Consider the following 15,723-nt stretch of genomic DNA (forward strand, 5'->3'; position numbering starts at 1 on the left):
GAGCCATTGGCGCTCGAGCGGCTCGCCGAAGACCTCCTCCGCCAGCTGCAGGGCGCGGGCGGCGTACTGGAGGATCTGCACGGTTTCGATGCCGCCGAGATCGTCGAAGAACCAGCCGCAGCTCGTGTACATCAGCATGGCGTGGCGCTGCATCTCGAGCAGCTTCAAGGCGACCGTGACCTCCGCTGGGCCAAGCCTTCGGGCGGAGTGGAGCTCGATGAAGCGGCGGACATTGTCCGGCGAGCGATCGAGGATCACGCGGATGTAGTCGTTGCGGGCGACCCAGGGATTTCGGAAAAGCTTTCGGCCCTCCCGCTCGAAAGCGGGCACGAGCGTATCCCGGAGCCAGTCGAGCGAGTTGCGCAGCGGCGTCCGCCAGGCCTGATTCCAGCCGGGGTGCGCCCCGGTGTTGCAGCCGCAGTCGCTCCGCCAGCGCTCCACGCCGTGAAAGCAACTCCACGAGCTCTTCTCGACGATCTCCACCTGGTGCGTGGGCGGATGTTTCGCCAGGTACTCCCCGTAATTGGTCAGCCGCGCCAGTCCCCTGGCTTCGAGATAGTTCAAGGCGTAGGCCAGGGCCATGTCGCCGAAACGGTGGTGATGGCCGTAGCTCTCGCCGTCGGTGGCGATATGAACGAGCTGCGCCCAGTCCCTTTCATCCGAGAAGCCGGCCACGAGCCGGTGAGCGAAATTTTCCCCCCGCGAAAGCAGCCCTTCGAAGGCGACCGCGCGGGAAATCGGCCCGTCGTAGAAAAACAGAGCGATCCTGCGGCCCGATGGCAGGCATTGCTCGTAGGCCTGCGACGGGTCGATGCCCTCGCGGTTCAGCTCGCGCCAGGCGTGCTCGCCCAGGCGGCGGACACGGGCCGCCTGATGGGGCGCCAGAATCGTGAAGCGGATTCCGGACTGCGCGAGCAGCTCGAGCGTGTCGACGTCGACCGCGGTCTCCGGAAGCCACATCCCCTCGGGCGGACGCCCGAAGCGGTGCTCGAAGTCCGCGATGCCCCAGAGGATCTGCGTTTCGCGGTCGCGCCGGTTGGCGAGGGGGAGGATGGCGTGGTTGTAGGGCTGCGCGAGCGCGGAGCCGTGGCCGGAGAAGCGCTTGCGGCTTTCGCGATCGGCCTCGAGGATCGCCTCGTAGACGTCGGCTGCGTGAATCTCCAGCCAGGACAGCAGAGTCGGGCCGAAATCGAAGCTGATGCGGGCGTAATTGTTGACCAGGCGCACGATCCGATTCCGTTCGTCGAGGATGCGGGAGACGGAGTTCGGGGCGTAGCACTCGGCGGTGACGCGCTCGTTCCAGTCGTGATAGGGATAGGCCGAGTCCTGCAGCTCGACGGCCTCCAGCCACGGGTTTTCGCGCGGCGGCTGGTAAAAGTGCCCGTGAATGCAGACGTATCGTTCCATCCGCGTCAGAGGGCGGCGGTAAAGACGGCCAGCGATTTCGGCCTCAGCTCCGCGGCCCCTCCGCCACGCGCCTGGGGCGGCAAGCGGCTGCCCTCCCCGAGCCAGCGCGCGTCGGCGGAATCCAGGGCTTTGATCCAGGAGCCGCAAACCTCCGGCAGGCGGACCGAAGCTTCAACGTCGCCGAAGTTGAAGACCGCAAACGCCTGCTCGCTTCCGTGCCAGCGGCGCAGGACCAGGACCCGCTCGGCCTCGAGAGCGGCCACGTCGCAGCGGGCCTTGCTCGGAAGCGCGAGCGCCGCCGATCTCCGGCGCAACCGGATGAGCTCCCGGTAGAATTCCCACAACACGCGGTGCCGGCCCGCGTACCGGAGATTGCGGTTCAGCTTCGCGCCGAGAAAGGTCTCTTCGGCCTGCGGGTCGGGGGGGGCCTGGGACCAGCCGAAGGAGCGGAACTCCGCGTCCCGCCCGCGGCGCACGCTCTCGACGAGCTCAGGGTCCGAATGGCTGACGAAATAGGGAAACGGCGCCTCTTCCCCGTACTCCTCGCCCATGAAGAGCAGCGGAATGAAAGGCGAGAGGAGAACCGCTCCGGCGACCACCTTCAGCTCCTCGAAGGAAAGCAGGCGGGTCAGGCGGTCGCCGAGCCGGCGGTTGCCGACCTGATCATGATTCTGCGCGAACACGATGAAGCGTTCGGCGGGGATGTCGCGGCTCGGCGTCCCGTGCCTGCGCCGGTAGAAACGGGAGTGCTCCCCCGAATAGACGAACCCTTCGCGATAGGCCTTGACGAGCTGGCCCAGGCCGCCGTAGTCGGCATAGTAGCCGCTTCGTTCTCCCGTGACCAGGGCGTGGAGCGCGTGGTGAAAATCGTCGTTCCACTGCGCGTCCACGCCGTAGCCTCCCGCCTCGCGCCCGCGGACCAGGCGCGAATCATTTGCCGTGCTCTCCGCGAACAGGTAGACCCGCCGGTGGAGCTCACGGGCGCACTCGCGGACCGCGAGCACCAGCTCCTCGAGGAACGTCAGCGGAGAGTGGTCGCGGATCGCGTGGACCGCGTCCAGCCGCAGCGCGTCGAAATGGAACTCGGTGATCCAGTAGAGCGCGTTCTCGATGAAGAACCACCGTACGGGATCGCTGTCCGGCCCGTCGAAGTTCAGGGCGGGACCCCAGGGAGTGCGATAGCGGTCCGTGAAGTAGGGACCGAAATCGGCGAGGTAGTTTCCTTCGGGGCCGAGGTGATTGTAAACGACGTCGAGAACCGCTGCGAGGCCGAGGTTGTGGCAGGCGTCGACCAGCCGCTTCAACGCCTGGGGGCCGCCATAAGAGTTCTGGACCGCGAAGGGCTGCACGCCGTCGTAGCCCCAGTTCCGGTCTCCCGGAAACTGCGCCACCGGCATCAGCTCGACGGCGGTGATGCCGAGGTCGCGCAGCTCGGCGAGGACCGGGATGATCGCGTCGAAGGTCCCCTCCGGGGTGAACGTTCCGACGTGGAGCTCGTAGATGAGGTAGCGCTCGAGCGGCAGGCCGTCCCAGCCGGCGTCGCTCCACGGGAAGCGACGCTCGAGAACCTGCGATGGGCCGTGCACGCCCTCGGGCTGCAGGCGCGAGGCCGGATCGGGCCTCTCCACCCGTTCGTCCAGGCGATAGAGGTAGAGCGCCCCCGGCCCCACGCCGTCCACCTCGGCGTGAAAGTAGCCGCCGTCGTCGGCGGTCAGCGGCACCACGCGCTCTTGCGGCCGGAGAACGTGCAGGTCGACCCGGCCGGCATTCGGCGCCCACACCCGGAAGGAGCACCGGTCGTTTCCCAGATCGTCGGCTCCGATGGTCGGACGCACTCTCGATGCCTCGAGGGAAGGGGGCCTAGGGGTGGCCGGTGGTTATCCAGGCGGTCTTCGGCTGCGCCCGCGGGATCACGACGATCCCGGTTTCGGAAACGAAATAGCGCCGCCGGTCTTTTTCGAGATCGTAGCCGATCTCGGTTCCAGGAGGGATCACGTTGGACTTGTCGATGATCGCGCGGCGGATCCTGCAGCCGCGGGCGATTTCCACCCAGTCCATGATCACCGAGTCCTGGATCAGGCTGTAGCTGTGGATCCTCACGTTGCGGCCCACCACGCAGTTGCGCACCACGCTGCCGCTGATGATCGTGCCTTCGGCGACGAGCGAGTTGATGGCCATGCCCTGGCGGTCGGGCCAGTCGAAAACGAACTTCGCCGGCGGATCGCCGTAGCCCACGGTGCGGAGCGGCCAGCTGCGGTTGTACAGGTTGAAGGACGGGTCGACCGAGCAGAGATCCATGTTCGCTTCGTAATAGGCCTCGATCGTGCCGAGGTCGCGCCAGTAGCTCGCTTCCTCGCCCTTGAACGGCACCGGCACCCGGTTCTTCCGGAAATCATAGGCGTACACGTTCTTGACCCTGATAAGAGCCGGAATGTGGTCGCGGCCGAAATCGTGCCTGCGCTCCTTTCCCTCGGCCGTGAGCGCCTCGATCAGCACGTCCGCGTTGAAGACGTAATTCCCCATCGAAACCAGAGCGGTGCCGGGCTCTCCGGGAATGGACTTGGGCCGCTCCGGCTTTTCCTCGAAGCCGATCACGCGCCAATCGGAATCGATCTCCATGACCCCGAAGGCGCTCGCTTCCTCGATCTTCACCGGCAGCGCTGCGACCGTGACGTCGGCGCTCCTGCGCTCGTGCTCCTCGATCATCTGGCGGATGTTCATCCGGTAGATGTGGTCGGCGCCGAAGACGGCGACGAGCCTGGGATGGTGCCGCTCGATCAGGTAAAGGTTCTGGTAAACGGAATCCGCCGTGCCCTGGTACCACTCCCCGCCGAGTCGCATCTGGGCGGGGACGGCGGTGATGAAATGCTCGCCGAGATAGTCGGTCGTGCGCCAGCCCTTCTCCAGATGTTCGAGCAGCGACTGCGCCTTGAACTGCGTGAGCACGTAGATCGACAGGATGCCGGAATTGACGAAATTCGAAAGGACGAAGTCGATGATCCGGTACCTGCCGCCGAAAGGGACCGCCGGTTTGGCCCGGTGGTCCGTCAGCGGAGCCAGGCGCTCGCCCCTGCCGCCCGCCAGCACGATGCCCAGCACGTCCATGCTGCACTCCTCAACCGCTTTTCAGGCCGACCAGCTCCCGATAAAGGGCGCTGTAGGCCCGGGAGGAACGTTCCCAGGAAAAATCCGCGCTCATGGCGCGCCGCTGCAGCGCAGCCCACTCCTCGGGATCGGCGAAGGCCCGCAGCGCCCGGTCCACTGCCCCGAGCAGCGCCTCCGGCTCGTACGGCTCGAACACGAAGCCCGTGCCGGTCCGGCGGCTCGGGTCGTAGTCCGACACCGTGTCCCGCAACCCGCCGACCGCGCGCACGATCGGAAGTGTACCATATTTCAGGCTGAACATCTGATTGAGCCCGCAAGGCTCGTAAAGCGACGGCATGAGGAAGAGGTCCGCTCCCGCTTCGATGCGGTGAGCCAGCGCTTCGTCGAACCCGATCCGCACGGCGAGCTTTTCCGGAAACCGCTCCGCGGCGCGTACGAAGAACCGCTCGTAGCGCTCCTCGCCGCTTCCCAGCAGGACCAGCTGCAGCTCCCGGTCGAGCAGCCGCTCGAGCGCGCTCTGGACGAGATCGAAGCCCTTTTGCGACGTCAGCCGCGAGATCATCCCGATCAGCGGGCGGTCGGGCCGGTAGGGCAGCCCGAGCTCGCGCGCGAGGCTCTCCTTGCAGCGCCGCTTGCCCTCGAGTCTCGCGGGACCGTAAGGGGCCGCGATGAAGGGATCGGTTTCGGGGTTCCACTGCCCGTAATCCACGCCGTTCAGGATTCCCGTGAGATCGGCGGCCCGCTCCCGCAGCACTCCCTGCAGCCCGAACCCTTGCTCCGTCTCCATGATCTCGCGCGCGTAGCTCGGGCTCACGGTCGTGATCTTGTCGGCAAAGACGAGCGCGCCTTTCAGAAAGTTGATCCGGCCGTAGAACTCCAGGGCGCGCGGGGAAAAGAAACGACGGTCGAGCTCGAGCAGGGGCCAGTCGGTTTCCGGGAAGATTCCCTGAAATCCGAGGTTGTGAATCGTGAAGACCGTCTTGACGGGCGCGAGCTCCGGATAGCGCTCTGGCTGCGCTCGCAGAAAAACGATACCCAGCGCCGCCTGCCAGTCATGGCAGTGGAGAAGGTCGACCGGGCGTCGGCGGAGCAGCTCGAGCGCCGCGCGGCAAAAAAAAACGAAGCGTTCGGCGTTGTCGGGATAATCGCCGCCAGCCGTGCCGTAGAGCGCCTCCCGGTCGAAATAACGGTCGGCACGGATCAGGAAAACTTCCGTGCGTTCCCCGAGAGCGGTCTTGAGAACCTCGCCCTGGACGGCTCGGCCGGAAACGCTGCCAGAGACACGCTCTCCGGTTTCGGCGAGCGAAAAACCGCCCGCCAGGACGACGCGGTAAGCCGGCAGGACCAGGTAGAGCTGGTGGCCTTGACGTTCCAGGGCCGCCGCAAGGGTGCCGACCACGTCGCCCAGGCCGCCGGTCTTGGCGAACGGGGCGATCTCCGGAGAAAACATTGCAATGCGCATCGATGCCACCGCCCCGTGCGCAGCCTCCACTCCGGACCCGCCGGGCAAGAGCGGCAAGTCTGGAAATAACCGCGCGGGTCCGAAAATGCAAACTCGACGATCGCCCACCTCACGGCGGCGAGCGGCTGCTCACACCTGATCGGTTTGCTCGGTCCGCCGGATTCGTGCCGTTTCCCGCCGGGGGGCCGAAACCTCGAACAGGCACAGCTCGACCGCCTCGGCGTTTTCCGAAAAGAGCGCGAAGTCCACTCCGGACCCGTCCCATGTCGCTGCGGGAGGGTAAGGGTTTCCCGGCCAGATCTCCATCGCGCTTCCCTCTCAGCCGTGCCTGAAAAAAAGCACGCCGAGCGGGGGCAGTTGCAGATTGAGCAATTGCATCCGCCCGTGGCACGGCACCGGATAGCTTTCCGCGCCGCCGAGGTTGCCCTTGCCGCTGCCGCCGTAGACCTCCGCGTCGCTGTTCAGCACCTCGCGCCAGTAGCCGGCGCGCGGCACGCCGACGCGGTAGTTCTCCCGCAGGACCGGCGTGAAGTTGCAGACCACGAGGATCAACGTCGGGGTCGAGCGCCCCTTGCGGATCAGGCTCACCACGCTGCTGTCAGCGTCCGTGCAGTCGATCCACTCGAAACCGGCCGGATCGCAGTCGCACTCGTGGAGCGCCGGCTCGTCGCGGTAGAGCCGGAGCAGGTCCCGCACCCAGCGCTGCACCCCGGCGTGCCAGGAGATCCCGAGCAGCTCCCAGTCGAGCTGGGCGTCGTGCGCCCACTCGCGCCCCTGGCCGAACTCCGCTCCCATGAACAGCAGCTTTTTCGCCGGCTGCGCGATCATGTAGCCGAACAGGGCGCGGAGGTTGGCGAACTTCTGCCACGCGTCGCCCGGCATCTTGGCCAGCAGCGAGCCCTTGCCGTAGACGACCTCGTCGTGCGACAGGGGCAGCACGAAATTCTCGTGAAAGGCGTAGAGCATCCGGAATGTGAGCTTGTCCTGGTGGTAGCGCCGGAAGACCGGGTCGAGGCTCATGTACTCCAGCGTGTCGTGCATCCAGCCCATATCCCACTTCAGACCGAAGCCGAGCCCGCCGACGTAAGCGGGGCGCGACACCATCGGCCACGCGGTCGATTCTTCCGCGATCGTCTGGACGTCCGGATGCTCGCGGTAGACCGTCTCGTTCAGGCGGCGCAACAATGCGATCGCCTCGAGGTTTTCGCGGCCGCCGTACTTGTTCGGGACCCATTCTCCGGCCGCCCGCGCGTAATCGAGGTAGAGCATCGAAGCGACGGCGTCGACGCGCAGGCCGTCGGCGTGGTAGCGGTCGAGCCAGAACAGGGCGTTGCTGATGAGAAAGCTCTGCACCTCGCGGCGGCCGTAGTTGAAGATGTAGCTGTTCCACTCGGGGTGGTAGCCCTGGCGCGGGTCGGCGTGCTCATAGAGATGCGTGCCGTCGAAAAACCCCAGCCCGTGCTCGTCGGTGGGAAAGTGGGAAGGGACCCAGTCGAGGAAAACGCCGATGCCCCTCTGATGCAGCGTGTCGATCAGGTACATCAGGTCCTGAGGCGTGCCGTAGTTGCCGGAGGGGGCGAAGTAGCCGGTGATCTGGTACCCCCAGGAACCGAAAAACGGGTGATCCATCACCGGCAGGAACTCCACGTGCGTGAAGCCCATCTCCTCGAGGTAGTCGGCGAGGCGCGGCGCCAGCTCGCGGTACGAGAGCGAGCGGTTGCCCTCTTCGGCGATGCGCCGCCACGAGCCGAGGTGCATCTCGTAGATCGCGATCGGCCGGTCGAGGGCGTTGCGTTTTGCGCGGCCCGCCATCCATTCGCCGTCGCCCCAGTCGTATTCGAGATCCCACACGATCGAGGCGCTCTTCGGGGGAATCTCGTTGAAAAAGGAAAAGGGGTCCGCCTTGTCGACGCGGTAGGCGTTGTAGCGCGACGCGACGTGGTACTTGTAGAGCGCCCCCTTGTCGACCCCTTCCAGCACGCCTTCCCAGATGCCGGATTGGCCCCGCGGCGCCAGCGGATGGCGGCGCTTGTCCCATCCGTTGAAGTCGCCGATGACCGAAACGCGTTCGGCGTTCGGCGCCCACACGGCGAAGTAGGTGGCGCCGTTGCCGAGCGGATGAGCGCCGAGCTTCTCGTAGAGGTGGAAGTGGCTCCCTTCGTTGAAGAGGTAGACGTCGTCGTCGCTGAGAAAAGGCGCGGTTTGCCGGTTCATCATCGCTGCCAGACCTCCGGCCGGGCGCGCGCGGCGCCGACCGCTCTCAAGATCTCCAGAAGATCGCTGCGCCCGCGCAGCTCGCCCATCGTCACACGCGCCTTGCGCCTCCAGTTGGGCCGTTCCTCCCAGGTTCCGGGCACGTTCTGGGGTCGCGGCTCGAGCCAGAGGTCCTCCAGATTCACCAGGACCAGGAACGCCGGACTCCCGGCGAGGCGCTCCAGCCATGCGCGCAGCACCCCTCGGGCATCGCCGCCGTCGACGGCGATACCGTGGGAGCGCAAAAACCGGACCAACGACTCGCGCTGGCGAGCGCGACGCTCGGCCTCCGCCCGGGCCTGCTCGGGATCGAGCAAGCCGAGCGCCAGCCGGTCTTCGATGTCCGCTCCGCTCCAGAACGAGGCGAAGGTCGGCGTGTCATGGGTGTTCAGGCTCGCCACCACGGCGCCGTCCCGCGGCTCCTCGACCGCGCCCGGTTCGGCGCCGACGCAGAACTGGCCGACGTGGAGGCCGGCGATGTTATGGCGCGCCATCGAGACGTTGACGTAGGGCGGGACCGTTCCCAGGTTCTCGCCGACGATGCGCGCGCGGTGGCGGTGCGATTCCAGGCTCAGGATCGCGTAAAGCTCCTCGGCCGGATAGCGGACGTAGACCCCTTCGGCTGCCGCGAAGCCCGCGGGAACCCAGAAGCTGCGGTGCAGTCCCATGACGTGATCGATGCGCAGGATCCCGGCACATTCGAGGTGATGGCGCAGCGCCCGGATATAGTAGCTGTGCCCTTGCGCGCGCGATGCTTCGGGGCGAAGGGGCGGAAAGCCCCAATCCTGCCCTGCGGTGAAGAACTCGTCCGGAGGTGCGCCGCCGCTCGCCTCCAGCGCGAAGATGGCGCGCTCGCGCCAGACGTCGTAGCCGTCGCGGTTCGTTCCCGCGGGAAAGTCGAGGTAAAGGGCGACGCCTTCGCTCTTCGCCCGCTCCGCCAGCCAGCGCATCTGTTCGTCGGCCTGCCACTGGACGTAAAGATGGTATTGCTTCACCGACTCGTCGTAGTCGCGCCGCGTGAGCCGACCGTCCCGCTGGGCGGCCGGCCAGAGCGACCAGACCGTGCGCGCGCGTTCGGTCTTGGCGCGAAACTCGGCGTAGTCCTCGGCCAGCGGCCGCCTCTCGAGAAACCCGCGAAAGCTCGACATCCGCTCCGTCGATTCCCGCCATCCGCAGCGCGCCAGCTCCTCCAGCACGCGCCGCTTGACGGCCATGGCGCGCCGGTAATCGACCAGGTCGGCGGCGCGCAGCGACGCGACCTCCGCCTGCAGCCCGGACGAATTCAGGATCGCGCGGGCAACCGGACATCGTTCAAGCTCGGGCACGCGGCGGAGGTCGAGGTAAATCTCGTTCCAGAACAGCCGGCTGACCGGCGCGTACGGGCTCGGGTTGAACGGCTCGTCGAGAAAGGCGGCGAGGAGCGGAAGCGTGGCCACGACCGAGCCGCCGAGCTCGGCGGTGAGCGTGAGCAGCTCCTCGAGATCGCCGAGGTCGCCGAGCCCCAGGCTGCGAGCGCCCGCCAGCGCGTAAGTCGGCGCGAACAGCCCCCACACGCGCTCAGCCTCGGACGGGCCGAAGGCGCGAAAAGGGGCGCAAATGATCCGGCATGCCATCGACCGGCCGGCCGCCGAAAGCTCGAGCCGGTGGTAGCCGAGCGGGAGCCGGTCGGCGACGACTACCCGGCGTCTGACGCAGGTTATGCCGTCGACTTCCCGCACGAGCGCCGGGGCGGCGTCGGAACGGGCCTCTCCCTCGAGACGATCGCCGTTTTCCAAGACGATGGAGTAGCGGAGTACGGCGTCGGCCGTCGTCGCCGGAAGCCTCACGGACAAGCTCAGCGGTGCTCCGTCCCAAGCCACCGCGACAGGGTCGATGCCCCGCCGCCACAGGCTGCGGCGGCGCTCTCTCAGGGCGTCGGGCACCTGGTCGAGTCGATCGACGGGCGCACCCAACGCCCGGAGCACCGCGAGGATCGCTTCGGGCGCAGCCGACCGACGGCGGCCGAAGACATCGCGGTAGCCGGTCTGGACGCCGTAGAGACGCGCCAGCCGGCGCAGCGGGCCGAGCTCTGTGGTCACGCGGTCCGGCCTTCCGTCTGCATCAACCCGAGGATGCCCTCCAGCGGCACGGCAACCCAATCCGGGCGGTTGTTGAGCTCGTAGCCGAGCTCGTAGATCGCCTTCTCCAGCAGGTAAAGGTCGAGCAGCAGCTCGGTCTCGGGGCCGGGCCTGGGCAGAAACGGCTGCTGGCTTACGGCCGCGAAATAACCCTTCAGGTATCCCACCGAGACCCAGAAGGTCCAGTAGCCCGCCCACGGACGCAGCTGCACGGCGTCGTCGGGACGTATGTCGCCCGCACGGAGCTGCGTGACGGCGGCATAGTTGAACGAGCGCAGCATGCTGGCGACGTCGCGCAGCGGGGAGCGCTTGAGCCGCCGCTCGCTCAGCGGGCGAGCCGGTTCCCCCTCGAAGTCGATGATCACGAAGTCCTTGCCGGTGAAGAGTACCTGGCCGAGGTGAAGATCGCCGTGGCAGCGCAGGCGATAGCCACTGATCTTGGTGTCGACGATCGCCCGGAAACGTCCGATGATGGCGCTCTTCAGGGCGAGCACTTTCTCCGCCGCGGGCCGGACCGCTTCCGGCACCTCCTTCAGCCGTTTTTCGAGCAGCGAGAACGTCTGCTCGGCGAGGGTCCGCATGCTGTGAAAGAGCGAGCGTCGGTAGAACGGCGAAAAGGGCTCGGGCGCGAACGCGGGGTCCTTCTCGTCGGAGGCCAGCGCCGCGTGCAGCTCGCCGCAGCGGCGGCCGAGAAGTTCGGCCAAAGGAAGATAAGAACCGATGGCGTCGCTCACCCGGGTCGGGATCTCCCCCGAGGCTAGATCGAGGAGCCGCGCGCGCGGCACGGCCGCCTCCGCGGCCTCGGGCCGCCGCGTCAAGATCTCCTCGAAAAAGCGGCCGAGGCAGTCCAGCGTGTAGCGCCAGGCGTCGCCCTCGTTGGCGATCCACCCCTGCAGCACTCCTGCGGTGGCGGGCTCGGCGCGTCCCCTGCGCATCTCGAGAAAGCCGGCGAGCGGCGGGACGTGGGCGAACGATGTCCTTTCGGTGATGAAGCGGCCGATCTCGAGATCCGGGTTGAGCCCTTCGCCGACGCGCCGGAACACCTTCAGGATGAAACGGTCGCCGAAGAGGACCGAGGTGTTGCTCTGCTCGCGCTTGATCAGCGAAGGCTCGAGGGAAGCTTCGGGACCGCCGCGCAGCGCGCGAAATGCCTTTGTGGGGTGCGCGGCCAGCTCGATCGTGTCGCCGTCGAAACGCCGCCCGCGCTCGATGGCGCGCAGCAGCGACTTGCAGAAGCGCGGGTCGTAGAGCGCGTCGTAGAGGATGCCCTCGCTTTCCTCCCCGGCGCGCCTGATCTTGACCTGCGCGACCACGGATTGGGGATAGGCCTGGCGGATCTCGAAGGCGCGGTCCCCCGTGGCGAAGGCGAGCGGGAGCAGGTAGACTTCGGGCGCCCCTCCCAGGTACTGCACCTCCCAGGTCGTCCAGTAGGCGGTCCCGGAGTCGAACGAGAGCGGCACGGCGTCGAGCCGCCTGACGGAGCGGATATAGCGCGCCTTGCCCCCGAACCAGCGGCAGGTGAGCAGGAACGCGGGGAGGATGCGCTCGAGCATTGGCCGGGATTTGCCGAGCAGAAGATCGCTCCACGACGCCGAGACCTCCAGCGTCGCCGGCGCGAAGTCCGCCGCCGCAGCCCGCACCTCCGAGACCTCCGCCGGCTGGAGCTTGAACCAGTAGAAACTGTGGGGGCCGAGCGTCAGGAAATAGGGCAGGTCCCCGATGGCGGGAAAGCGGGTGTGGCCGAACAGCTCGACCGGGGTCATTCCCTTGTAGGCCGAGAGGTCCAGCTCGACGAAGTTGACGAAGCGCGAGAGGTTGGCTGCGACCAGGATGATCTCCGACTCGTAGCGGCGCAGGAAGACGAGCACCTTGCGGTTCTCGGGCAGCACGAACTCGATCGAGCCGCGGCCGAAGGCGCGATAGTTCTTGCGCAGGAGGATGAGCCGCTTCATCCACCACAAGAAAGAGCTCAGGTTCTGCTGCTGGGCTTCGACGTTGACGGTCTCGTAGTGGTGCTCCGGGTCGATGATCACCGGGAGATAGAGCTGTTGCGGGTTGGCCCGGGAAAACCCCGCGTTCTTGTCGGCGCTCCACTGCATCGGGGTGCGCACGCCGTTGCGGTCGCCCAGGTAGATGTTGTCCCCCATGCCGATCTCGTCGCCGTAGTAGACCACCGGCGTCCCGGGGAGCGAGAACAGCAGGCAGTTGAGCAGCTCCATCTTGCGGCGGTTGTTGGCGAGGAGCGGCGCCAGCCGGCGGCGGATGCCGAGATTGATCCGGGCGCGCGGGTCGTTGGCGTAAACCTTGTACATGTAGTCGCGATCCTCGTCAGTGACCATTTCCAGCGTCAGCTCGTCGTGGTTGCGGAGGAACAGCGCCCACTGGCTGGTCTCCGGAATCGGCGGCGTTTGCTCGAGGATGTCGATGATCGGAAAACGGTCTTCCATGTGGATCGCCATGAAGAGCCGGGGCATGACCGGGAAGTGAAACGCCATGTGGCATTCGTCGCCTGCGCCGAAATAGGCGACCGCGTCCTCCGGCCACTGGTTGGCTTCGGCGAGCAGCATGCGGTTCTTGTACTTGAGGTCGATGTGCTGCCGCAGCTGCTTGAGAAAGGCGTGGGTCTCCGGGAGATTCTCGCAGTTGGTCCCCTCGCGCTCGTAGAGATACGGGACCGCGTCGAGTCGCAGGCCGTCGACCCCCAGATCGAGCCAGAAGTCGAGCACGTTGATCACCGCCTTGCGGACGTCCGGATTGTCGAAGTTCAGGTCGGGCTGGTGCGAGTAGAACCGATGCCAGTAGTAAGCCTTGGCGACCGGGTCCCAGGACCAGTTCGACGGCTCGAAATCCTTAAAGATCACGCGGCTGTCCCGGTACCTTTCCTGGCTGTCGCTCCAGACGTAGAAGTCGCGCGCGCTCGTGCCCGGCTTTGCTTCGCGCGCGCGGCGGAACCACGGGTGCTGGTCCGAGGTGTGGTTGATGACCAGCTCCGTGATCACCCGCATCCCGCGCTCGTGGGCCTCGTTCAGGAATACCTTGAAGTCGTGGAGCGTGCCGTAGTCGGGGTGGATCGAGCTGTAGTCCGCGATGTCGTAGCCGTCGTCGCGCAGCGGCGAGGGATAGAAGGGCAGCAGCCACAGCGCGGTGACGCCGAGGTCCTGGAGGTAGTCGAGCTTGCTCGTCAACCCGATGAAATCGCCGATCCCGTCGGCGTTGCTGTCGCAGAACGCGCGCACGTGCAGCTCGTAGATCACCGCGTCCTTGTACCACTGCGGGTTGTCCTCCAGGGGCGACAGCGCGGTCTTGGCTTTGCGGCTCACGGACACTCCGTCACATGAAGTAGTCGAAATCGCCCTCGCGGCGCACGCGGCGCCGGACGCGGAAGAGATGCGCGGGTACGCCATGTGGGTCGAGCTGCACGTAGTTGCGCGGGCCGTGCCAGAGATAGCGGGCGCCGCTCAAGAGATCGTGAACCTGGAACGGCTCCTCCGCGGGAAGCCCGAGTTCCTCGAGCGGTAGCTCCACCCAGCCCGACCGCGTGTGGTGCGGGTCCAGGTTGACCACGACCAGAACCACGTTGTCTAGGTCGTCGGTGGACTTGCTGAAGCACAGGAGATCCTCGTTGTCGACCGGATGAAAGCGCAGGCCCGCGTCGCGCTGCAGGGCGGCGTTTTCCCGGCGGATGCGGTTCACCAGCGCGATGAAGTCCTTGAGGCTGGCGGGGTCGTCGCGATTCCAGTGCCGGATCTCGTACTTCTCCGAGTCGAGATATTCCTCGCTTCCCGGCTCGCGCGCCGCCCGCTCGCACAACTCGAAGGCCGGGCCGTAGATGCCGTAGCTCGCGCCGAGCGTCGCCGCCAGCACCAGGCGCGCCATGAAGGCGGGGCGGCCGCCGGCCTGGAGGTATTCGGTCAGGATGTCCGGGGTGTTGGGCCAGAGGTTGGGGCGGAAGAAATCACGGACGGCCGGCGCGGTCAGCTCGGTGAAATAACGGGTCAGCTCCCATTTGGTATTGCGCCAGGCGAAGTAGGTATAGGACTGGCTGAAACCGAGCTTGGCGAGCCGGTACATGACCTTGGGGCGCGTGAATGCTTCGGACAGGAAAATGGTCTGCGGATAGGCTTTCTTCACCTCGGCGATCACCCACTCCCAGAAAGTAAACGGCTTGGTGTGCGGGTTGTCGACGCGGAAAACGTGGACTCCCTGCTCGGACCAGAAGAGAAAAACGCTCTTCAGCTCCTCCCACAGCTCGCGCCAGCGCTCGGTCTCGAAATCGAACGGGACGATGTCCTGGTACTTTTTGGGCGGATTCTCCGCGTACTGCATGGTTCCGTCGGGCCGCCGGCGGAACCACTCGGGATGCTCCCGCACGTAGGGGTGGTCGGGGGTGCACTGGAACGCGATGTCGAGGGCGATCTCGATGCCGTGCTCCCGCGCCCGCCGCACCAGCGCACGGAAGTCGTCGAGCGTGCCGAGCTGCGGATGGACCGACTTGTGGCCGCCTTCCTCCGACCCGATCGCCCAGGGACTGCCCGGATCGTCGGGGCCGGCGTCGAGCGCGTTGTTTTTTCCCTTGCGAAACGATTTGCCGATGGGATGAATCGGGGGCAGATAGAGCACGTCGAAGCCCATCGCGGCGACATACGGCAGCATCGCGGCGCAGTCGGCGAGCGTTCCGTGTCGGCCCGGTTCGGCCGCGCAGGAACGGGGAAACATCTCGTACCAGGCCCCGAAGCCCGCCAGCGGCGGGTCGACGCTGATCCGAAGCTCTTTGTCGTAAGTGGTCGCCAGGGAACGATCCGGGTACCGGGCCGTCAGCGCCGCCAGCTCGGGCGCCAGGGCGGCGGCTATGGCCGCTCCGTCGCCTTTCTCGAGTACCGCCGCGTGGTCGCGGAGCTTGCGGCCGTCCGCGTCGCCGGCGCGCTCGGCCGCCCGGCGGACGAGCTCCGCGCCCGCCGCAAGGTCCGCGCCCACCTCCTGCCCCGCTTCCACTTTCTTGGCCAGCGCCTGACGCCACGACTGGAAGCGATCGACCCACGCGACGATCGTGTAGCGGTATTCCGTGAGCTCGCGGACGGGAAAACGCCCGCGCCAGCGATCGTTGACCAGCGGCTCCATCGCGACTTCCGTCCATTGGGGATCTTCGCGGCGGCGATAGAGCAGAGCCGCGCAAACGGCGTCGTGACCGTCGGCGAAAATGTCCGCTTCCACCGTGACCGTGTCGCCGACGACGCGCTTGGCGGCAAAGCGGCCGCCGTCGACCTCGGGCTCAACCGCTTCGATCACCACCCGCCTCCGCCCCTCCAAGCCCCCTGCGCCGCCAGGGCTTTTGTGCCGGCGGCCGGTCCGGTCCCGTCGTATCGAATTTGAAGGAGGTTG

At 66.7% G+C, this 15,723-nt stretch carries 8 protein-coding genes and 1 pseudogene; all 9 read right to left on the minus strand.

Annotation, left to right across the window (positions count from 1 at the left end):
• Nucleotides 1-1,407 (minus strand): DUF3536 domain-containing protein (locus VNN77_11230; protein HXG51964.1); only part of this gene is annotated, 1,407 nt, incomplete at its 3' end.
• 5 nt (nucleotides 1,408-1,412) lie between these two features.
• Nucleotides 1,413-3,242, minus strand: a complete 1,830-nt coding sequence (gene treZ / locus VNN77_11235) for a malto-oligosyltrehalose trehalohydrolase (GenBank protein HXG51965.1) — start codon at nucleotides 3,240-3,242, stop codon at nucleotides 1,413-1,415.
• 25 nt (nucleotides 3,243-3,267) lie between these two features.
• Nucleotides 3,268-4,512 (minus strand): glucose-1-phosphate adenylyltransferase, encoded by a 1,245-nt coding sequence (gene glgC, locus VNN77_11240; GenBank protein HXG51966.1) that lies wholly within the window; start codon nucleotides 4,510-4,512, stop codon nucleotides 3,268-3,270.
• Nucleotides 4,513-4,522: 10 nt separating this feature from the next.
• Nucleotides 4,523-5,974, minus strand: coding sequence for a glycogen synthase GlgA (glgA, locus tag VNN77_11245; protein HXG51967.1), 1,452 nt, complete (start codon nucleotides 5,972-5,974; stop codon nucleotides 4,523-4,525).
• Nucleotides 5,975-6,106: 132 nt separating this feature from the next.
• Nucleotides 6,107-6,280, minus strand: a pseudogene (locus tag VNN77_11250) (hypothetical protein).
• A 12-nt stretch (nucleotides 6,281-6,292) separates the two neighbouring features.
• The gene (gene glgB / locus VNN77_11255) at nucleotides 6,293-8,191 is read right to left on the minus strand and encodes a 1,4-alpha-glucan branching protein GlgB (protein ID HXG51968.1); all 1,899 of its coding nucleotides are present in this window, start codon (nucleotides 8,189-8,191) and stop codon (nucleotides 6,293-6,295) included.
• Nucleotides 8,188-10,305 (minus strand): 4-alpha-glucanotransferase, encoded by a 2,118-nt coding sequence (gene malQ, locus VNN77_11260; GenBank protein HXG51969.1) that lies wholly within the window; start codon nucleotides 10,303-10,305, stop codon nucleotides 8,188-8,190. Before malQ ends, glgB begins: the two co-directional genes overlap by 4 nt.
• Complete coding sequence (treS, locus tag VNN77_11265; protein ID HXG51970.1) at nucleotides 10,302-13,670, minus strand: maltose alpha-D-glucosyltransferase; 3,369 nt, start codon at nucleotides 13,668-13,670, stop codon at nucleotides 10,302-10,304. Before treS ends, malQ begins: the two co-directional genes overlap by 4 nt.
• 4 nt (nucleotides 13,671-13,674) lie before the next feature.
• Nucleotides 13,675-15,630, minus strand: a complete 1,956-nt coding sequence (locus VNN77_11270; GenBank protein HXG51971.1) for an alpha-1,4-glucan--maltose-1-phosphate maltosyltransferase — start codon at nucleotides 15,628-15,630, stop codon at nucleotides 13,675-13,677.
• Between the last annotated feature and the right edge of the window lie 93 nt (nucleotides 15,631-15,723).

Source organism: Candidatus Zixiibacteriota bacterium, from assembly GCA_035574315.1.
Lineage (GTDB): Bacteria > Desulfobacterota > Binatia > UBA9968 > UBA9968 > DATLYW01.